This is a genomic window from Pelomonas sp. Root1237 (assembly GCF_001425055.1).
GTDB lineage: Bacteria > Pseudomonadota > Gammaproteobacteria > Burkholderiales > Burkholderiaceae_C > Pelomonas.
The window spans coordinates 547,997-567,121 of the sequence record NZ_LMDK01000001.1 but is presented as its reverse complement, the minus strand read 5'-3'; the positions used below and the strand labels follow the sequence as shown (position 1 = coordinate 567,121).

The following is a 19,125-nucleotide window of genomic DNA, read 5'->3' as shown; positions in this document are numbered from 1 at the left end:
CTGTCCTGCATGAGGGGTGATGCGATGGATGTGCAGAAGCTGCTGCATCGGGTGGACGGCATCAGCACGTGGGTCGGCAAGGCCTCCGCCTGGTTGATCGTCGTGCTGATGCTGATGGTGGTGGCCGAGGTGTTCAAACGCTATGCGCTGAACATGCCGACGGCCTGGATCTTCGACGCGAGCAACATGCTCTACGGCACGCTGTTCATGATGGGCGGCGCCTACGCGCTGGCTCACGACGGCCATGTGCGCGGTGACTTCCTCTACGGTCGCATGCGGCCGCGCACCCAGGCCTGGCTGGACCTGGTGCTCTACGTCGTCTTCTTCCTGCCCGGCATCGGCGCGCTGACCTGGAGCGGCTGGACCTACTTCGGCGACTCGCTGCGCATCCACGAGACCACCTTCAACGCCACGCCGCTGCCGGTCTACCCCTTCAAGGCCATCATCCCGATCGCTGGCGCGATGGTCATGCTGCAGGGCCTGTCCGAGATCCTGCGCTGCATCGTCTGCATACGCACGGGGGCGTGGACGCCACGGCTGCGCGACGCCGAGGAGATCGACGTCGTCGAGCAGCAGCTGGCGGCCAGCACGCACGTCGACGCCGACGCGGCCCGCGAGGCCATCGACCGGGCCAAGAACATCGACGAAATCGCGCGCCAGCGCAGCACCACTGGAGGCAACCCGCATGAGTAATGCCGCCCTCGGCCTGACCATGCTCAGCCTCATCGTGGTCGTCATCCTGCTGGGCTTCCCGACGGCCTTCACGCTGATGGGCCTGGGCATGCTGTTCGGCTTTGTCGCCTTCTACGACCCCGGCCAGCCCTGGCTGGACAACCGCATCTTCGACCTGATGGTGCAACGCGCCTACGGCGCGATGAACAACGACACGCTGCTGTCGATACCGCTGTTCGTGCTGATGGGCTATGTGATGGAACGCGGCGCGCTGGTGGACAAGATGTTCCACAGCGTGCAGCTGGCCTTCCGTCGCCTGCCCGGCTCGCTGGCGGTGACGACGCTGGTCATCTGCACCTTCTGGGGCATTGCCAGCGGCCTGGTCGGCGCGGTCGTCGTGCTGATGGGCGTCATCGCGATGCGGCCCATGCTGAAGGCCGGCTACGACACGCGCCTGGCCGCGGGCGTCATCACGGCCGGCGGCACGCTGGGCATCCTGATCCCGCCCTCCGTGATGATCATCGTCTACGCGGCCGTGGCTGGGCAGTCGGTCGTCAAGCTCTACGCAGCGGCGATGTTCCCGGGCTTCTTCCTGGCCTTCCTGTACCTGGTCTACGTGATCGGTTGGTGCATGATCAACCCGAAGGTCGCGCCGCAGTTGCCGCCGGAGCAGCAGCGCGCACCGATCTCGCCGGCCATCGCCGCACTGGCCGATCGCTATTCGCCGCGCATGCTGTGGGCACTGCTGAAGGCGGTGCTGTCCCCTTCAGGCGCACCCATGGGCTGGGGCCGGCTGCTGGCCAGCCTGCTTCGCGCCCTGGTACCCGTGTGGCTGGCCCTGGTCTGCCTGGGCACGACCTGGTGGTACGTCACCGACTACACGCAAAAGACCGAGGTCAGTGCGCCCGCGGCGATGCAGAAGCTGGATGCGCCGGCCGCACCCGGTGGGCTGCAGGAACCGCCGAGCCCATCGGGCGGCCTGGCCGAACCGCCAGGGGCCAGCGGCGGGTTGCAGGAACCGCCCGGTGCCCTGGCCGAACCGAGCGCAGCCAAGCCCGCCGCCGACGAGCCGCTGCAGCGCATGGGTGGCGCAGTCAGCGAAGCACCCCGACCCGAGGCCGTACCGAAGAACTTCTACACGGGCTTCGCCATCGTCTGCGTGCTGACGGCCCTGCTGCTGGCCTGGTACTACTGGCGCTTCGACGCCGAGCAGTACGAGATCCTGACCATGCTGGTGTCGTCGGTGATGCCGCTGGGCATCCTGACGCTGGTGGTGCTGGGCGTCATCCTGTTCGGCATCACCACCGCCACCGAATCAGCTGCAGTGGGTGCGGCAGGTGCCTTCCTGATGGCCTGGCAGGCCGGCTCGCTGACCTTCAAGAAGACCCGCGAGGCGGTGTTCCTGACCGCCAAGACGACGGCCATGGTCTGCTGGCTGTTTGTCGGCTCGGCGTTGTTCTCGGCCGTGTTCGCGCTGCTGGGCGGGCAGGCGCTGGTGGAGCGCTGGGTGCTGTCGATGGACCTGACGCCGCTGCAGTTCATGCTGCTGTCGCAGGCCATCATCTTCGTGCTGGGCTGGCCGCTGGAGTGGACCGAGATCATCGTCATCTTCGTGCCCATCTTCCTGCCACTGCTGGCGCACTTCCAGATCGACCCGATGCTGTGGGGCGTGCTGGTGTTCGTGAACCTGCAGGCCGCTTTCCTGAGCCCGCCGGTGGCCATGTCGGCCTTCTACCTGAAGGGGGTGAGCCCGCCGCATGTGACGCTGAACCAGATCTTCGCGGGCATGATGCCCTACATGCTCATCGTCATCCTGTGCATGGTGTTCATGTACGTGTGGCCGGAGATGACGCTGTGGCTGCCGGGCTACCTCTACGGAAGGTGATGTCCGCCCCTCGTCCAGTCACGCCGCGCTGAACGCGGGCGTGCCCAGCCGGTCTTGCAGACCGCGCAGCCGACGGAGCGGCTGCTCTTCGGCAGGCACGACAAGTCCACAGGACTTGCCGTGTCCGGCCTCAGCCCCCGAGGGGACGGCGATGCTTGCGGCATTGAGCCGCAAGCACATCGCCTGACGGGCCGGCTCGGGAGCGGCCCAGCGCTCGGCCCAAATCACCGCGGGCGAGTGGTGAGGAAGACTCCCACCAGCACGAGCATGGTCCCGACCGCGATCCAGCCGTTCATTGGCTCGCCGAGGATGAAGTAGCCCATCAGGATGGTGCTCATCGGCCCGACCATGCCGACCTGCGATGACAGCGGTGCGCCAATGCGGGCGATGGCCAGCATCACCATCAGCACCGGCGCCACCGTGCAGGCGGTGGCATTCAACAGCGACAGCCACATCACCGGCTCGGGCACGATGAAGGCGGAGGCGGGCTTGAGCAACGCGAACTGCGCGATGCACAGCACGCAGGCCACGCTGCTGGCCAGGCCTGCCAACCGCATCGAGCCCAGGCGCTGCACGACCTTGCCGGACAGCGCCAGATAGACGGCATAGCTGACGGCACTGCCGAACACCAGGGCCGCCCCGAGCGCCGTGTCGGACCCCTGGAAGCTGAGTTCATGCGCGAACACCGCCACGACGCCGGCATAGCTGATGGCCAGCGCAATGACCTGCCGCGCCTGCAGCCGGTGGTGGAAGAAGACGACCGACAGCAGCAGCACCAGCGTCGGGTTGAGGTAGAGGATCAGCCGCTCCAGGCTGGCCGTGATGTAGGCCAGGCCGGCGAAGTCGAGGTAGCTCGCCAGGTAGTAGCCGGTGAAGCCGAGCACGCCGATGTCGCGCCAGTCGCGACGCGTCAGCACCGGCTTGCCGCGGCCGGCCCACCAGGCCAGCGCCACGAAGAAAGGCAGGGCCAGCAGCATGCGCCACATCAGCAGCGTGACCGCGTCGACGCCGTGGCGATAGGCCAGCTTGACGATGATGGCCTTGCCCGAGAAGCCGATGGCGCCCAGCACCGCCAGCAGCAGGCCCAGCCACCTGCGGCGGTCAGCGGCGGGCTGGAGCGGCGGCGGGGTCGGCATCATCCTGGCGCATGGTGCGGCCCAGTCTAGGCCGGCGCCGCGCGACGACGGCACTTGACTGGTGAAGCCTCGCTTGCCCGGCAGCCTCAGCGCCCGCAGCGCCCCAGTTCGCGCGGCGGATTTTGCTGACGATAGAGCTCGGCCTGCTGGCGATGCAGCTGCTGCAGTTCGGCTGCGTAGCCGGGCTGCAGCAGATAGTCCCGCACCTGCGCGGCGGCCGACACGCCCGGCGATTGCCGCGATATCTGCAGGTACAGCCCTGCCGCGCCGAGGCCACGCGGCAGCACGCGCACCTCCTGCTCGCAGCCCACGGCGCGCAACAGTTGCTCGCCCGATTCGCGCGCCGTGGCAACCGCATCCAGGCGGCCCAGCAGCAATTTGCGCAGGTTCAGCTCCTCGCTGAGCGCGTTGTCCACCAGGGCATGATGGGCAAGTTGCTGGTCCACCTCCGTTCCCAGGCTGACGCCCAGGCCCACGCCGATGCGAAGGCCGGCGAGATCGGTCCAGCCCTCAAAGCGCAGCGGGTTGTCCCGCCGCACGAAGAGTGCGCCCTCATTGCGTGCCAGCGCCGGCTCCACGACCACGGCGTACCCGCGCCGCTTGGGGGTGTCGAAGGCGCAGACCATCACGTCCACTTCGCCGCGCTCGACCAGGGCCTGGCAGCGGGACCAGGGCCCGACCGGTTCGACGGCAAGCGTCCATCCGGCGGCAGCGAAGGCGCGACGCGCGACCTCGACGCAGACGCCGTGCAGCCGGCCCTGCTGCTCCCAGCTCATCGGCTGGGCGGCCGGATGGGCGCAGGCGCGCAGCTGCCGTTCCGCGCTGGCTGGTGACGCCAGCAGGGCGGACAGGCACAAGGCCAGCAGCAGGCGGGTGCGGGTCATGGGGAACTCCGGGCACGGGGTGCGGCTGGATCGTAGTGCGCCCCGAGGCCAACCCGCCTGCTCGTGTCAGCCGCGCACGACGGCCAGCATTTCGTGCACGTCGTGGCACATGACGGCGAGGTAGGCGGCCAGCACGAGGTAGTAGGTCGCGTACTCCCATTTCACGGCCGCGGGCACGGCGTAATAGGTCTGCGCCTCGGGGCTGTCGCTGCGATGCCGCCAGGCCTTGATGAGCTGGGGCCAGGCCAGCAGGGCCATCAGGATCAGCATCGGGCTGGGCCGCCAGAAGAACAGCGCCACGAGCATGGGCGCGCCGAGCAGCCAGATGCGCGGCGACAGGACGGCCGTGATGCGGCCACCGTCGAAAGGCGAAATCGGAATCAGGTTGAACAGGTTCAGGAAGAAGCCGCTGTAGGACACGGCCAGCAGCCAGTCGGCGCCCCAGCTGCGCGCCATCAGATAGGTGACCGTGGCGCCGACCGTACCCAGCATCGGCCCGGCCAGGCCGACAAAAGCCTCGGTCTGCGCGTCATGCGGCATATCCTTCAACTCGACCCAGGCGCCGACGAAGGGGATGAAGGTCGGCGCGCCGACGTTGAGCCCCTTGTAGCGCGCCGCGATGAAGTGGCCCATCTCATGCACGAACAGCAGCGCGATGAAGCCTGCCGCATAGCGCCAACCGTAGATCCAGGCGTAGACGACCAGCGAGATCAGCATCGTCCCTCCGGTGGTCAGCAGCTTGCCGAGCTTGGCTCCCGACAGCAGCAGCGCAATGAGCTTGAACATCAGGTCGTCGGCTTGTCGCGCTTGAAGAACTTGGTGATGGCCGCGCCGAAGCCGACGACGGCGAGCAGGATGATCTTGGCGAACTTGGCGACGAAGGCGAAGGCCACAGCCAGCAGGCCGAGCTTCTTGGCACCCACGCCGACGACGAGGGCCGCCAGGCCGTACTCGGCGACATGGTCGGTGGCCGAATCGAAGTCCTCGTAGCGCTTGCCCTTGTCGAACTCCAGCGCCCCGAGCAAGGCTTTCGCATCGGGCTTCTGGGCCGGCAGGTCCTTCAGGTCGGTGATGAAGTTCAGGCTCAGATAGCCCTCGCGGCCCAACGCATAGGTGTTGTAGTTGACGCCCTGGCCCGCGTCGGCCGGCGCGCCCTTTTCCTTGGAGCTCATCGCCCAGACGAGGCGGTGCTGGGTCGCTTCATAGGCCGGCGGCTCGGCCCAGCCGGTGATCTCGATGGGCGCCACGCCCATCTTCTGGCGCTCGTCGTTGCTGGCCTCGGTGCCTTCCTTGTAGCTGGCCAGCAGGTCATCGGCCTTCCACTCCTTGGCGTCGCCGTCCTTCACGTAGCCGGAGGCGATGTAGCGCAGCGTGGCGAACCATTCGCCGTCGCCCTTGGGGAAGATGAGGCCGGCCAGTTCGGTGTGTTCGCCCGGGTTGCCCATCGCGGTCAGCAGCTTGCCGGCCTGGGGCTGGGGGATGAAGATGCGGCCGGCCGGCAGGTGCAGCGTGGCCTGCCCTGCGATGGCGACGTCGGCCGGGCCTTCCTTGGCCGCGGCCTTGGCCTCGGTCCAGGCCGCGTTCTCGGGTGGGGCGTCGGCGGCCTGTGTGGACAGGCTCAGCAGCAGGCCGACAGCGGCCAGCAGGCCGCGCAGCATCGTCTTCATTGGTTCTCCCTGTTGGAAAGGGCGCAGTCTAGGCAACCCCGGACGCGGCCCCGTTCAGGGATTGCCCCGCGACGGGCAGATTCACAATTCGCACCACAACGCAGGGGGGCTGAACATGGCAATGATCAACAAGATGCGCCGCGTGCTCGCTGCGGCGACATGCCTGCTGCTGATGCTGGCCGGCAGCGGCTGCACGACGAAGCGCACGGTGGTCGTGTCACCGCCGCTGCGTTGCGACCAGCCCGGCAGCAACTGCGCCAACGACCTGATGCAGGCGCTGGAAGACTGGAAGGACGCCTACAACAGCCGCGACCCACGACGGCTCCAGCAGCTGTATGCCCCGGGCGCGCTGATCACCGACGACGAATACACGGCCGTGCCGCTGGACGGCGTTGCACTGCCGGTGTTCTTCGAGCAGATGGCGCAACGGCCGACGGCGCGCATGCGCTGGATCATCGGCAACCTGCAGCTGTTCGGCGACACGGCGGTGCGGTCGGGCCAATACGAGTTCAGCGAGCAGGTCGAAGGCCAGATGAAGACGCGGCCGGCGCGCTACAGCTTTGCCTATCAGCGCATCGACGGTCGCTGGCTGATCGTGCTGCAACACTCGACAGTACGCCCTTGAAAGACAAAGCCCCCCCGCAAGCCTGCTTGACGCGGGCTTGTGGGGCAGTTGTCAGCGCCTGTACGAGATCAGACCTTGGCCAGCAGTGCGTCCCACTTGGCGCGGGCGGCCTTCTCGTGGCGCTCCTTCACGTGGCCGTAGCCGCGGATGTCTTCCGGCACGCGGGCCAGCTCAACCGCATCGGCCAGCTTCTCCACCGTCAGGCCGGCCAGCGCCTTGTCGACACCGGCGCGGTAGTCGGCGATCCAGCGGCGCTCCATCTTGCGCTCCGCGGTGTGGCCAAAGATGTCGAAGGCCGTGCCGCGCAGGCCCTTCATCTTGGCCAGCAGGCCGAAGGCGGGGCGAATCCATTGGCCGAACGGCTGCTTGACCAGCTCGCCCTTGTTGTTCTTCTTGGCCAGCAGCGGCGGCGCGAGGTGATGCACCAGCTTGTAGTTGCCCTCGAACATGCCGGCCACCTTCTCGGCAAAGCCCATGTCGGTGTGCAGGCGGGCGACCTCGTACTCGTCCTTGTAGGCCATCAGCTTGAACAGATAGCGCGCGACCGCTTCCGTCAGCTTGGTCGTGCCGCCCAGCTTGGCTTCAGCGGCGCGCACCTTGTCGACGAAGGCCTTGTACTCGGCCGCGTAGGCGGCGTTCTGGTAGCCGGTCAGGAAGTCGACGCGCTTGGTGATGATCTCGTCGACACCCTGGCGCTTGACCATCTGGATGACCTGCTGCGCGGCATACAGCGCCTGCACGCTCTTCAGGTCGCTGGCACAGCGACGGCCCCATTCGAAGGCGATCTTGTTGTTGTCGATCTGCACGCCGTTGAGCTCGATGGCGCGCATCAGCGCGTCGTAGCTGAGAGGGATGCGGCCCTGCTGCCAGGCATAGCCCAGCATCAGCGGGTTGGTGTAGAGCGAGTCGCCCACCAGCTTGACGGCCACTTCTTCGGCGTCGAAGGAGCCCAGGTGGTCGCGGCCCACCGCATTGCCCACGGCGGCCTCGCAGGCGGCGCCGGGGAAACTCCAGTTGGCGTCGTTGACCAGCGTTGCCGTCGGCGAGCCGTGCGTGTTCAGCGCCACATAGGTGCGGCCTTCGCGCATGACGGCCAGCGTCGCCTTGTTGGCAGCGACGATGGCGTCGCAGGCGATGACGAGGTCGGCCTCCGCGGTGCCGACCTTGGTGCAGAAGATCGCTTCCGGGCTGTTGGCGATCTGGATGTGGCTCCAGGTCGCGCCTCCCTTTTGCGCCAGGCCCGCGGCATCCTGGGTGATGACGCCCTTGCCTTCCAGGTGAGCTGCCATGCCCAGCAGCTGGCCGATGGTGATGACCCCCGTGCCGCCGACGCCGCCGACGACGATGCCCCAGGCCTTGTCGGCGTTGGGCACGATGGGCATGGCCAGCGGCGGCAGGGTCGCGTCGAAGGGGCTCTTGCGCGCTTCCTTCTTGGGCTTCTTCAGCTCGCCGCCTTCCACCGTGACGAAGCTCGGGCAGAAGCCCTTCACGCAGGAGTAGTCCTTGTTGCAGGTGTTCTGGTTGATCTGGCGCTTGCGGCCGAAGTCGGTCTCCAGCGGCTCGATGGACAGGCAGTTGGACTGCACTGAACAGTCGCCGCAGCCCTCGCAGACCAGCTCGTTGATGACGACGCGCTTGGCCGGGTCCACCAGCTTGCCGCGTTTGCGGCGGCGGCGCTTTTCGGTGGCGCAGGTCTGGTCATAGATGATGACCGTGGTGCCTTCGAGCTCGCGGAACTGGCGCTGGATCTCGTCCAGTTCGTCGCGGTGGTGCACGGTGACGCCGGGGGCCAGGGCCACACCTTCGTACTTCTCCGGCTCATCGGTGACGATGACCAGCTTCCTCACGCCTTCCGAGATCACGCTGTTCATGATCTGGATGACGGTGTGGCCCTCGGGGCGCTCGCCAACCTGCTGGCCGCCGGTCATCGCAACCGCGTCGTTATAGAGGATCTTGTAGGTGATGTTCACACCCGCAGCGATGCTCTGGCGGATGGCCAGGCTGCCGCTGTGGAAGTAGGTGCCGTCGCCCAGGTTGGAGAAGATGTGCTTCTCGTCGGTGAACGGCGCCTGGCCGACCCAGGGCACGCCCTCGCCGCCCATCTGCGTGAAGGTGGCCGTGTTGCGGCCGGGCATCCACGTGACCATGTAGTGGCAGCCGATGCCGCCGACGGCGCGCGAGCCGTCGGGCACGCGGGTGGAGGTGTTGTGCGGGCAGCCGGAGCAGAACCAGGGCGTGCGGTCGGCGCCGCCGGCGGTCTTCTCTTCGGCCTTCAGCGAGTTTTCCTTGGCATCGATGACGGCCAGGCGTGCATCCAGGCGGGCCGCGATGTCGCTGTCAACGCCGAGCTTCTTCAGGCGCTTGGCGATGGCGCGGGCAATGATGGCCGGCGTCAAGTCGGCCTGCGGGCGCAGCAGCCAGTGCTCGCTCGGGTTGGGCACGCTCCATTCGCCGCCCTCGCCGCCGTCACCGGCGTCGAACTTGCCGAGCACGTTGGGGCGCACGTCGGCGCGCCAGTTGTAGAGCTCTTCCTTGACCTGATACTCGATGATCTGGCGCTTCTCTTCGACGACCAGGATCTCCTGCAGGCCCTTGGCGAAGTCGCGCGTGATCTGCGCTTCCAGCGGCCACACGACGTTGACCTTGTGCAGGCGGATGCCGATGCGCCGGCAGGTGTCGTCGTCCAGGCCCAGGTCGTGCAGCGCCTGGCGGGTGTCGTTGAAGGCCTTGCCGCTGGTGATCAGGCCGAAGCGGTCGTTGGCGCCTTCGATGACGTTGTAGTTCAGCTTGTTCGCGCGGATGTAGGCCAGCGCTGCGTACCACTTGTAATTCATCATCCGCGACTCTTGTTCGAGCGGCGGGTCCGGCCAGCGGATGTGCAGGCCACCGGCCGGCATCTGGAAGTCTTCCGGCAGGATGATGTTGACGCGATCCGGGTCGACGCTGACCGAGGCCGAGGATTCAACGATCTCCTGGATCGTCTTCATGCCTGCCCACACGCCCGAGAAGCGGCTCATGGCAAAGGCGTGCAGGCCCATGTCCAGGATGTCCTGCACGCTGCTCGGGAAGAAGGTCGGGAAGCCGACCGCCTTGAAGACGTGGTCGCTCTGGTGTGCGGCCGTCGAGCTCTTGGCGATGTGGTCGTCACCCGCGATGGCGATGACGCCGCCGTGCTTGCTCGTGCCGGCCATGTTGGCGTGCTTGAACACGTCGATGCAGCGGTCCACGCCCGGGCCCTTGCCGTACCAGAGGCCGAAGACGCCGTCGAACTTGGCTTTCTCGGGGAAGAGGTCGAGCTGCTGGGTGCCCCAGACGGCCGTCGCGCCGAGTTCCTCGTTGACGCCGGGCTGGAAGACGATGTTCTGCTTGGCCAGATGCTTCTTGGCCGCCATCAGCGCCTGGTCGTACGTGCCCAGCGGCGAGCCGCGGTAGCCGCTGATGAAACCTGCCGTGTTCAGCCCGGCGATCGCATCGCGCGTGCGCTGCAGCATCGGCAGCCGCACCAGGGCCTGCACGCCGCTCATGAAGGCACGGCCGGAATCGAGCGCGTATTTGTCGTCGAGGGAGACAGTCTGCAGCGCGCGCAGGATGTGTTCGGGCAGCGGGGCGTTCATCAGTGGGAGCTCCTGAATGGCGACCCGAGAGGCCAGCCCTTGTGAGGCAGGCGCGCGGGCCATGGGCCAGTATGGCCGGACCGATCAGTGTAGGGAAATGGGGGCGAGCAGTGCTTTCTCAATTGCGCTCGAAACCAGCCTCCCTGGCAATCTTCTTGCTCAGATCTGCCAAATTCGCTTCCAATTGCATCGCAACTTCGCCGATCAGGGCAAACCATGAGTTCTCAAGTCGTCGATTCCAGCGCCACTCCCGAAGCCCTCGACCGCCACCACATCGCCATCCTGGCCGAGTTGCAGGCCGATGCTCGCCTGTCCAACGCCGAACTGGCCCAGCGCATCGGCCTGTCGGCCGCGCCGACCTGGCGGCGCGTCAAGTGGCTGGAGGACCAGGGCTACATCACCGGCTACCGCGCCGAGATCGACCGCAGGAAGCTCGGCCTGGGCGTGCTGGCCTTTGTGCGCGTGGACGCCGAGCGCAGCGCGGGCGCCGCCACCAAGCCGCTGGAAGACGCCATCCGCCAGCTGCCCGAGGTCATCGCCTGCCACTACATCTCGGGCGCCGGCACCTTCGAGCTGCAGGTCATGGCGACCGACCTTGACGCCTTCTCGCGCTTCTCCATCGACACGCTCTTGAACCTGCCGAACGTGAAGGACATCCACACCAGCTTCTCGCTTGGTGAGGTCAAGGCCAGCGGCGTGTTGCCTCTCGGTCACTTGGGCGGCTAGTCTCGAGATCATGCGCATCGCCCTCGTCTCAGACATCCATGGCAATCTGCCCGCCCTTGAAGCTGTTGCCGCCGACATCCGCCGCCGCGGCGCCGACCAAGTGCTGTGCCTGGGCGACAACCTCTCCGGCCCGCTGATGCCGCGCGAGACGGCGCAGTTCCTGATGGCCTCGGGCTGGCCCATCCTGGCCGGCAACCACGAACGCCAGATCCTCGAATGGCAGCCCGACGCCGGTGGCGCCTCCGACGGCTATGCGCTGTCCACGCTCGGCACGCCGGAGCTCGACTGGCTGCGCAGTCTGCAGCCGATGTGGCAATGGGCGCCGGACATCTTCCTGTGCCACGGCACGCCACGCAGTGACTGCGAGCACTTCCTGGAAACCCCGCGCGGCGGCGTACTCGGCCTGGCCACGGCCGCCGAGATCGCCGAGCGCCTGGGCGATCAACGCAGCGCACTGATCGCCTGCGGCCACAGCCATCTGCCGCGTTTTCTGCGCGTGGTCAGCAACCAGGTTCTCGTCAACCCCGGCAGCGTCGGCCTGCAGGCCTATGTGGACGATGAGCCGGAGCGCTATGTCGTCGAGCGCGGCACGCCCGACGCGACCTACGCCATCGTCGAGAAGCTCGACGGCGCCTGGCACTGTGCCCAGCACGCGGTGCCCTATGACCACGGCGCGATGGCCACATTGGCCGCGCGCAACGGCCGGCCCGACTGGGCGCAAGCGTTGCAGACCGGCTACGTGGGCTGAAGGCTCGAACAAGGACGCAGGCGGGCAAGGCCCGGCACCGCCGGCGCGGTAGGCTAGCGCCATGGCGATGTCGCACCTCCGTCGGCTCGGCGACCTGTGGCTGGGCAGCGAACCAGCCCAGCGCCTGCGGCTGCGCCAGACCTCGCTCGCGATGGCGCTGATGGGCATCAGTGCGGTGATGCTGTATTACGCCGTTGACGTCAGCGGCCGAGAATTCGGACCGCTGCTCTGGGCCTGGACGGGCTATTCCCTGGGGGGCATGGCGCTGATCTATGCCGCCATCCGCAGCGGCTGGTCGCGGCGCTTCACCGACCCCTCGCTGACCAGCGTACAGATCGCCTTCGCGATCAGCTGCGCGGCCCTGGGCTATGCGCAGGCCGGGCTGCTGCGCGGTGGCGCCTTCCCGGTGCTGACGCTGATCCTGATGTTCGGCATGTTCCAGCTGCGCGCGCGCAGCGCCTATGTGCTGAGCTTCTTTGCGCTCGCGCTGTTCGCCATCGTCATGGGCACCATGGCCTGGCTCCAGCCTGCGGCCTACCCGCCCGAGGTGGAGTTCGGTCATTTCGTCATGCTGGCCTGCATGCTGCCCGCCGTGGCCGTGCTGACGGCGCGGCTGAGCCGCATCCGCCGCCGCCTGTCCGAGCAGCGCGAGGAGCTGGCCCGGGCGCTGGCCCAGTTGCAGGCCATCGCCACGCGCGACGAGTTGACCGGCCTGCCCAACCGCCGCCAGGTGCAGGCGCTGATGGACCAGGAGCTGTTGCGATCGCTTCGCCACCCCCACGACTTCTGCATCGCCCTCGTCGATCTGGACCACTTCAAGCGCGTCAATGATGAGCACGGCCATGCGGCCGGCGATGCCGTGCTGCGCGCCTTCGCCCAGGGCGGCCAGACCGCCATGCGCGGCACCGACGTGCTGGCGCGCTGGGGCGGCGAGGAGTTCCTCGTGCTGCTGCCCGACACCGCCATGCCGCCGGCCGTGGCCGGCATGGAGAGGTTGCGCCAACAGACCGCCGCCTTGCGCATCGACATTGGTGACGACAAGCAGGTGGCGATCACCGTCTCCATCGGCCTGACCGGGCACCGCCGCGGCGACACCCTGGCCCAGACCCTGGAGCGCGCCGACCGCCTGCTCTACAAGGCCAAGGCGGAAGGGCGCAACCGCACCTGCATCGACTAGCGGTCGGAGTGCCGCAGATGCTCGCAGCGGCCCATGCGGGCGCCGTGCTTCACTTCGTCGACGAACTCGCTCGGGAAACCGACCTCGGTCGAGTTGCCATGCTTGCAGACGAAGGCCTTCTTCAGGTCGACATACCAGCTCATCGGGTAGCCCGGGATGCCGCCGACGATCTCGTTGCCGGCCGCGTTCATCGACGCCGGGCCGTCCAGGCCGTAGCGATAGGCCTCGGCCACGCCCTGGGTGCGGAAGAAGTCGCTGAGCTGGATCCAGCCGATGTCCTCCAGCCACAGCACGCCGCGCAGGCCGCTGAACCAGACACCGGCCGAGCCGATCATCATCTTGCCGTCGTCGCTGATGTCGGCCACCTGCACGGGGATGGCGCCGAACTGCTGCTGGATGGCTGCGGCGCCCTCGCTCTCGCAGGTCACGTCCAGGCCCAGCAGCGGCATGTCCACGCACCACTGCATCTGCCTGAACTTCGTGAAGGCGCTGGCCTTGCTGCCCTTGTTGGCATTCCAGAACACGACGCCGTCGCGCTCCGTGTTCAGCGCCACGCGGCCAGCGTCGGGCGTCATCGCATAGCCGTCGATGGCACCGACGGCCTTGTAGAGGTCGATCGGCTTGCCCTCGTCAATCCAGGCATAGGCCTTCATGAAGTTGCTGTTGCCCAGCACCACGCGGCCGTCGGCCGAGACCGCATGCGCCCGGTGCCAGGGCTCGGCGCTCAGGTCCACGCCGTCCAGGCTCAGCGCGCGCATGCCGCGGCCCGCCGTCCAGATGAAGGGGATGACTTCGCCGCCGATGGTGGCGTCGCCGGACCAGCCACCTTCGCAGCTGCCATCGCCATTGCGGTCCACATAGGCCGTGCCGACGGCCGTGCGGCCGGTCGAATCGAGCGCCCAGCCGTAGCTGCTGCTGACGCCGATCTGGCTGCTGCCGCCGCAGCGGTCGCGGTTGAGGTTGCCCAGGTCGGTCAGGCCGCCGGTGCGGGTGTCCCAGATCGTGGCCGAGTTGGTCTTCACCGGCTGGCCTTCGCCATCGGTGCCGATGACGTTGCCGTTGAGGTCGGCCTGCACGATGAGCTTGCGGCCGTCGCGCGTGATGCTGGTGTTGACGCCCGCAACACCGTCCGGCGCCCATTCAACACCGCTGCGCGAGTCCCAGACGAAGGGCTTGTTGTCGATCCAGCCCGCCGCGCGCTCGCCGTCCTTGGACATGCTGCCCAGGAAGCCGTAGACGATGGGCGTGTACTGCACGCCGTCCTTGTAGCCATTGAAGTAGAAGTTGGCCGTCTTGGTGACACCCGCCTCGGCCGTGATCGCGCTGGCCGTGCAGGCGCGGTCGTTGGCCGCGTTGGACTGCTCGTTGCTGTTCCAGTACTCGGCCTCGGAGACCAGGGCGGTCGGCGTCGTCGGATAGCCGCCAGCGACGATCTCCTCCAGGTAGAGCACGTACTTCTGCCCGGGCTTCAGGTTGTTGATGCGAAAGCGCCCGTCGGGGCCGACCAGGCCCTGCGTCTTGTCGCCGCTCATCGCCGAGATCGCGTCGCCGAGCGGGTCGGCAACGTTGCGGGCGACGATATTGATGCCGCCATAGGGCGTGCGGCCATCCTTCAGGAACAGCGTGCCAGCCACCGAGCCGCGCGTCTTCAGGTAGGTTGCGCTCGGGTAGAGGTCGGAGATGCCCGCCATGTCGTCGCTGCGGTCCACCGTACTTTGCTCGTAACCGGCGTTGCGGCCGTTGGCATCGGGGAAGGTCGGGTCGATGAAGGGGAACATCGTCTCGATGTACTTCGGATCGATCTTTTTCGCCGCCGGATCGTCGTCGCGCCAGGAATGCAGGGCCGGCACGCAGCCCGGCACGCCTGGGAAGGCCTCGTAGTAGTAGGGGTGGCTGAAATAGGCCATGGTGCCGTTGACCTGCGAGTGCGACAGGTTGATGGCGTGGCCGAACTCGTGCGTGAACACGCCGGCGATGCGCTTGCCGTCGATGTCGGGCGGCGGCATCCAGGGCTGGTCTGGGTCCAACGGCTCATGCGGCACGACATAGCCGTTCATGACGGCCGTGGCCTTGACGATGGTCTCGGGGTAGCCGTCGCCGTCGCGGTCCTCGGCGATCTCGGCGAAGGCGATGCCCAGCACCTGGTCCTTGGGCACGCCGAAATACTCCTCGATGACCTGGCCGCGCTGGTCGTAGATGACGTAGATGCCGCCCTCCAGCGCCTGGCCATAGACGCGCTTGGCGGTCTCGCCGTCCTTCACGTCCACGCCGACGCCCGCGAGCTGGCTGAACTTCTTGAACTTGGCCGGGTCGGTGACGGCTTTCCAGGTCGAGGTCGGCACATCGCTCCACTGCTTCAGCGCAAAGGCGGTGATCCTGTCGGCCTGAGTGTTGCTGAGGAACTCCGTGCCGCTGTCGCGGTAGGTCAGCGGTCCGATGTCGGTGTAGACCTGGATGGGCTTGCTCGTGTCCCAACGCAGCGGCTGCGGGTTGCGCGGGTGCTCGGTCAGCAGCAGCGGGCCGGCGGCCTGAGCCAGCGAAGCAGCAGCCAGCAGGGCTGCCGCGAGCGGGAATTTGAAGACAAAGGCGTTCATCAGCGCATCACTCCCTTTTGGATCCACTGCTCACGCACCGCGCGCTTCACGAGTTGGTTCAGCACACCACCGTCGACGGCGCCGCTGTTGCGGGTCAGCATCTCGGCCTCGAGCGGGCTCAGCACCGCCGGGTCCACGCTCATGCCCTGGAACAGGCCGCGGTTGTCGAAGGCATTGGCCAGCTTCGGCCCGCTGCCGGTCAGCTTGCCCTGGGCCAGGCCCACCGGGCTGGTCAGGCCCGTGCGGACCGAGGGCTTGTTCATGAAGACGGTCACCTTCTCGCCGACCGTCCAGCCCGGCAGGCCCTCGATGCGTGTGGCCAGCAGGTATTTGCCATCGGCCATGCGGCGGTTCTTCAGCAGGCCGTACTGGCGGAAGCGGTAGCTGCTGTCCGTCGCCAGCTCACGCTTGACGCTGCCCTTGACCTTGAGCGTCACTTCCGTGAACGGCACGCCGCGGTCGATGCCGTCACTGACCTTGGCGACATCGCCACTGACGATGACGTCGGCGGCCGCGATCATCTGCTTGAGGTTCTGGTGCACCAGTTGGGTGGCGTGTGCGGCTGGCGCCAGCAAGGCGGCCAGGCCGCCCAGCAGGGCCAGGCGCCGCAGCGCGGAAAGGGGTTCTCGGTTCATGGCGAAAAGCGGTTGGGTTTGCGGGCGGACAGCGCTCCGCCAACCCAGGGCCCGCGCTCATGCCGCCGGCCCGGGCTCGTGGTCGTCTTGTCCGGGGTGAGGGCACTGTGCGGCCGCCTCCCGACCCCGCCCATCCCCCGCGGCGGGGGACCCGCGAGCGCGGGGAGGAAAAACCCGGTCAGCCCGCCACGCCGATGACTCCCAGCGCCCGCGCTCGCGTCACCGCGTGCTTGCGCGAGCCGGCCTCCAGCTTGGCGTAGATCTTCTTCAGATGCGACTTGACCGTCTCGTCGCTGACCGCCAGCGCCGTGGCGATTTCCTTGTTGGCGTAGCCGCGCGCCACCAGCACCAGCACCTCGCGCTCCTTGGGGCTGAGCAGGCGCTCGGCGGCCGTTGCGCCCGCGCCCTGCGGCACGGCGCCGCGGCGCAGCGCCGCCGGCGTCTGGCTGAGCCGCATGCGCTCGGTCTCGCCGTCCTTCAGCGCCAGGGCCTGGCGGGCATGGCCATAGGCCCGGCCCATGTCGCCGGCCGCGGCCCAGTCCTCGGCCAGGGCCACGTGCAGGGAGGCCGGCGCCTTCCAGCCGACAATCTTCAGCCCCTCGGCCAGCGTCGCCTCGCCGTGGTGCAGCGTCGCGTTTGGCAACACCAGGCCGGGCGGCGGCGCCAGGTGCGGGTGCCGGCGGTGGATCTCGGTCAGCGCCTCCTGCACGCCGACGACCAGCGCGTTGAAGCCATGGCGTGCGATCAGCTGCTCCGCTTCATCCAGCGCAGCCTGCGCCACGTCCACCTGGCCTGCCGCCGACAGCGCCCGCGCCAGGCCCAGCAGGTTGACCGTCAGGTTGTCTGTAGAGCGCACCGCGCGGTACATCGCGATCGCCTCGGTCATGGGGCCGACCGCCTCGACGCCGCGGCCCAGGGCCAGCAGCGTCTGGGCCAGTTCGGCACAGGCGTTGGCCTTGTTGATGCCAGGCGGCACGCCCGCCAGCGAGGCCAGCGCGTCGCCCAGCAGCACGAGCGCTTCATCGAGGCGGCCGATCTCCTTCAGCAGCGCGCCCAGCCGCGTCTCGCAGGCGCCGATCAAGGCCGGCCAACCGGCCGCGCGCGATTCCAGCGTCGCCTGGTCGTAGCAGGCAGCTGCGCGGTCAAACTCGCCCAGGCCCTGCAGGGCCGTACCGGCATTGATGGTGCAGACCAGGGCGTGCCGCAGCAGGCCCCAGTGGCGGGCCGCATCGGCCGCACGCAGGAAGAGCGCCGCTGCGCGCGCCGGGTCGCGGCGGGACAGCGGCAGCGCCAGCGCAGCGTCGGCAAAGGCAGCCGCAGCGGGCTCGGCCGCGGGTGCGTCCGCATCGGCTGGCGTCGCGAAGGACTGCTCATAGGCCAGCCAGGCGCGGGCGATGGCCTGGCGGCGCGGGTCAGGCCCGCGTGCGTGGCAGGCCGCGGCACGGGCATAGGCGCCCAGCTCGCGCTCGCGCTGGCCGCGCGCCTTGGCGACGACGGCCTCGGCCAGCAAGGCATCACCCTCCAGCGTGGCCCCGCCGCCGCTGCGCCGAGCCTGCGCCAGCTGCGTTTCGGCCTCGTCGAGCCGCCCCTGCAGGGCGGCGATTTCGCAACGCGAGAGCGCCAGCCGGGCCTGCAATGAAGGCGTGAGACTCGCCATGGCCAGAACCTGCTCACACAGGGCCAGCGCGCGGCGGCTGTCACGCTGGCGCAGCTGCCAGGCCAACTCGGCCAGCGCTGCCGCCTCGCCGCCCTGCGCGGCCGCTTCAAGGCCGGCCAGCGCCGTGGCGGGAACGAGGAAATCCATGGCAAAAATTGTAGAAGTACCTCCGCCTAGACTGCCTCCATGTCATCCCCCTCCGCACAGACCCTGCCGCTGCGCCATTTCCTGCTCGCACTGGCGGTCGTGGCGATCTGGGGCAGCAATTTCGTCGTCATCAAATACGCCCTGCACACGCTGCCGCCGATGACGCTGGCCGTGCTGCGCTTCAGCTTCGCCCTGGTGCCGGCCTGCTTCTTCCTGCGCCGGCCGCAGGTGGGCTGGGGCAATCTGGCGGGCTACGGCATCCTCATCGGCGTGGGCCAGTTCGGCCTGCTGTATCTCGCCATGCGCAGCCAGATCTCGCCCGGCCTGGCCTCGCTGGTCGTGCAGACCCAGGTGTTCTTCACGCTGCTGCTGGCGGTGCGCATCCGCAAGGAGAAGGTGCTGGGCGCGCAATGGCTGGGGCTGGTGCTGGCAGCCAGCGGCATTGTTGTGATCGCCTCGCACACCGACGGCACCACCACGGCGGTGGGCATCGCCATGGTGCTGGCGGCCGCCTTCTCGTGGGCCTGCGCCAACCTGCTGACGCAGCGCGCCGGCCGCATCGACATGCTCGCCTACGTCGTCTGGAGCAGCGCCTTCGCGGTGCCGCCGCTGCTGCTGCTGGCACTGCTGATCGACGGACCGCAGCAGATGGCCGCGGGCCTGGCGGCGTCGGACCTCGGCACCTGGACGGCGGTGCTGTGGCAGTCGGTCGGCAACACGCTGTTCGGCTATGGTGTCTGGAGCTGGCTGCTGGCCCGCCACCCGGCCGGGCGCATCGTGCCCATGGCGCTGCTGGTACCGGTGTTCGGCATGGGTTCGGCCGCGGTGCTGCTCGGCGAGCCGCTGCCGCCCTGGAAGCTCATCGCCGCAGCCCTGGTGCTGGCCGGTCTGGCAATCAACCTGTTCGGACCGCGGCTTTTGGCGGTCAAGTCCAAGGCCGTTGAGGAATAAGCTGGGC

The 19,125-nt window shown here is 68.1% G+C and carries 15 protein-coding genes; 7 read left to right on the top strand and 8 right to left on the bottom strand.

Features of this window, described 5'->3' with window-relative positions:
- The first annotated feature begins 24 nt into the window (after window positions 1-24).
- Together ASC91_RS02595 and ASC91_RS02590 are read left to right on the top strand one after the other, a co-directional pair.
- The gene (locus ASC91_RS02595; protein ID WP_056191776.1) at window positions 25-693 is read left to right on the top strand and encodes a TRAP transporter small permease subunit; all 669 of its coding nucleotides are present in this window, start codon (window positions 25-27) and stop codon (window positions 691-693) included.
- On the top strand, window positions 686-2,557 hold the full coding sequence (locus ASC91_RS02590) for a TRAP transporter large permease subunit (RefSeq protein WP_056191774.1): 1,872 nt from the start codon (window positions 686-688) through the stop codon (window positions 2,555-2,557). Before ASC91_RS02595 ends, ASC91_RS02590 begins: the two co-directional genes overlap by 8 nt.
- A 224-nt stretch (window positions 2,558-2,781) precedes the next feature.
- Here ASC91_RS02590 and ASC91_RS02585 read toward each other — a convergent pair whose 3' ends face one another.
- The 4 genes from ASC91_RS02585 to ASC91_RS02570 all read right to left on the bottom strand — a co-directional run bounded on the left by ASC91_RS02585 (window position 2,782) and on the right by ASC91_RS02570 (window position 6,244).
- Window positions 2,782-3,696 (bottom strand): DMT family transporter, encoded by a 915-nt coding sequence (locus tag ASC91_RS02585; RefSeq protein WP_056191772.1) that lies wholly within the window; start codon window positions 3,694-3,696, stop codon window positions 2,782-2,784.
- Between the two features lie 83 nt (window positions 3,697-3,779).
- The gene (locus ASC91_RS02580) at window positions 3,780-4,577 is read right to left on the bottom strand and encodes an ABC transporter substrate-binding protein (protein WP_056191770.1); all 798 of its coding nucleotides are present in this window, start codon (window positions 4,575-4,577) and stop codon (window positions 3,780-3,782) included.
- A gap of 66 nt (window positions 4,578-4,643) precedes the next feature.
- Window positions 4,644-5,363: a site-2 protease family protein gene (locus ASC91_RS02575; protein ID WP_056191768.1), complete on the bottom strand. Its 720-nt coding sequence runs from the start codon at window positions 5,361-5,363 to the stop codon at window positions 4,644-4,646.
- Window positions 5,363-6,244 carry a DUF2167 domain-containing protein gene (locus ASC91_RS02570; RefSeq protein WP_056191766.1) on the bottom strand — a complete coding sequence of 294 codons (882 nt, stop codon included), beginning with the start codon at window positions 6,242-6,244 and terminating at the stop codon, window positions 5,363-5,365. Before ASC91_RS02570 ends, ASC91_RS02575 begins: the two co-directional genes overlap by 1 nt.
- A 115-nt stretch (window positions 6,245-6,359) precedes the next feature.
- Here ASC91_RS02570 and ASC91_RS02565 point away from each other — a divergent pair, with 115 nt between their 5' ends.
- On the top strand, window positions 6,360-6,869 hold the full coding sequence (locus ASC91_RS02565; RefSeq protein WP_056191764.1) for a nuclear transport factor 2 family protein: 510 nt from the start codon (window positions 6,360-6,362) through the stop codon (window positions 6,867-6,869).
- Between the two features lie 68 nt (window positions 6,870-6,937).
- Here the strand turns inward: ASC91_RS02565 and ASC91_RS02560 are convergent, their stop codons facing one another.
- Window positions 6,938-10,483: an indolepyruvate ferredoxin oxidoreductase family protein gene (locus tag ASC91_RS02560; protein WP_056191763.1), complete on the bottom strand. Its 3,546-nt coding sequence runs from the start codon at window positions 10,481-10,483 to the stop codon at window positions 6,938-6,940.
- A gap of 216 nt (window positions 10,484-10,699) precedes the next feature.
- Here ASC91_RS02560 and ASC91_RS02555 point away from each other — a divergent pair, with 216 nt between their 5' ends.
- The 3 genes from ASC91_RS02555 (at window position 10,700) to ASC91_RS02545 (ending at window position 13,134) form a co-directional block, all read left to right on the top strand.
- Window positions 10,700-11,209, top strand: a complete 510-nt coding sequence (locus tag ASC91_RS02555; protein ID WP_056191761.1) for an Lrp/AsnC family transcriptional regulator — start codon at window positions 10,700-10,702, stop codon at window positions 11,207-11,209.
- Window positions 11,210-11,219: 10 nt separating this feature from the next.
- Window positions 11,220-11,957: a metallophosphoesterase gene (locus ASC91_RS02550; protein WP_056191760.1), complete on the top strand. Its 738-nt coding sequence runs from the start codon at window positions 11,220-11,222 to the stop codon at window positions 11,955-11,957.
- Between the two features lie 67 nt (window positions 11,958-12,024).
- Entirely contained in the window at window positions 12,025-13,134 is a 1,110-nt protein-coding gene (locus tag ASC91_RS02545) for a diguanylate cyclase (RefSeq protein ID WP_056191757.1), read from the top strand.
- Here ASC91_RS02545 and ASC91_RS02540 read toward each other — a convergent pair.
- From ASC91_RS02540 to ASC91_RS29925, 3 genes are all read right to left on the bottom strand, one after another.
- Window positions 13,131-15,728, bottom strand: a complete 2,598-nt coding sequence (locus ASC91_RS02540; protein WP_056191756.1) for a hypothetical protein — start codon at window positions 15,726-15,728, stop codon at window positions 13,131-13,133. The genes ASC91_RS02545 and ASC91_RS02540 overlap by 4 nt on opposite strands.
- Entirely contained in the window at window positions 15,728-16,363 is a 636-nt protein-coding gene (locus tag ASC91_RS02535; RefSeq protein WP_056191754.1) for a hypothetical protein, read from the bottom strand. Before ASC91_RS02535 ends, ASC91_RS02540 begins: the two co-directional genes overlap by 1 nt.
- A 178-nt stretch (window positions 16,364-16,541) precedes the next feature.
- Window positions 16,542-18,167, bottom strand: coding sequence for a LuxR C-terminal-related transcriptional regulator (locus tag ASC91_RS29925; protein ID WP_056191752.1), 1,626 nt, complete (start codon window positions 18,165-18,167; stop codon window positions 16,542-16,544).
- Window positions 18,168-18,230: 63 nt separating this feature from the next.
- On the opposite strand from ASC91_RS29925, the gene ASC91_RS02525 reads away from it, so the two are divergent.
- Window positions 18,231-19,118 carry an EamA family transporter gene (locus ASC91_RS02525; RefSeq protein WP_200955212.1) on the top strand — a complete coding sequence of 296 codons (888 nt, stop codon included), beginning with the start codon at window positions 18,231-18,233 and terminating at the stop codon, window positions 19,116-19,118.
- Window positions 19,119-19,125 lie beyond the last annotated feature (7 nt).

Coding starts and splice junctions, on each gene's coding strand:
- ASC91_RS02545 (WP_056191757.1), top strand. CDS start 12,025: ATGTCGCACCTCCGTCGGCTCGGCGACCTGTGGCTGGGCAGCGAACCA.
- ASC91_RS02535 (WP_056191754.1), bottom strand. CDS start 16,363: ATGAACCGAGAACCCCTTTCCGCGCTGCGGCGCCTGGCCCTGCTGGGC.
- ASC91_RS02560 (WP_056191763.1), bottom strand. CDS start 10,483: ATGAACGCCCCGCTGCCCGAACACATCCTGCGCGCGCTGCAGACTGTC.
- ASC91_RS02540 (WP_056191756.1), bottom strand. CDS start 15,728: ATGAACGCCTTTGTCTTCAAATTCCCGCTCGCGGCAGCCCTGCTGGCT.
- ASC91_RS02575 (WP_056191768.1), bottom strand. CDS start 5,363: ATGTTCAAGCTCATTGCGCTGCTGCTGTCGGGAGCCAAGCTCGGCAAG.
- ASC91_RS02590 (WP_056191774.1), top strand. CDS start 686: ATGAGTAATGCCGCCCTCGGCCTGACCATGCTCAGCCTCATCGTGGTC.
- ASC91_RS02585 (WP_056191772.1), bottom strand. CDS start 3,696: ATGATGCCGACCCCGCCGCCGCTCCAGCCCGCCGCTGACCGCCGCAGG.
- ASC91_RS02570 (WP_056191766.1), bottom strand. CDS start 6,244: ATGAAGACGATGCTGCGCGGCCTGCTGGCCGCTGTCGGCCTGCTGCTG.
- ASC91_RS02550 (WP_056191760.1), top strand. CDS start 11,220: ATGCGCATCGCCCTCGTCTCAGACATCCATGGCAATCTGCCCGCCCTT.
- ASC91_RS29925 (WP_056191752.1), bottom strand. CDS start 18,167: ATGGATTTCCTCGTTCCCGCCACGGCGCTGGCCGGCCTTGAAGCGGCC.
- ASC91_RS02555 (WP_056191761.1), top strand. CDS start 10,700: ATGAGTTCTCAAGTCGTCGATTCCAGCGCCACTCCCGAAGCCCTCGAC.
- ASC91_RS02565 (WP_056191764.1), top strand. CDS start 6,360: ATGGCAATGATCAACAAGATGCGCCGCGTGCTCGCTGCGGCGACATGC.
- ASC91_RS02595 (WP_056191776.1), top strand. CDS start 25: ATGGATGTGCAGAAGCTGCTGCATCGGGTGGACGGCATCAGCACGTGG.
- ASC91_RS02580 (WP_056191770.1), bottom strand. CDS start 4,577: ATGACCCGCACCCGCCTGCTGCTGGCCTTGTGCCTGTCCGCCCTGCTG.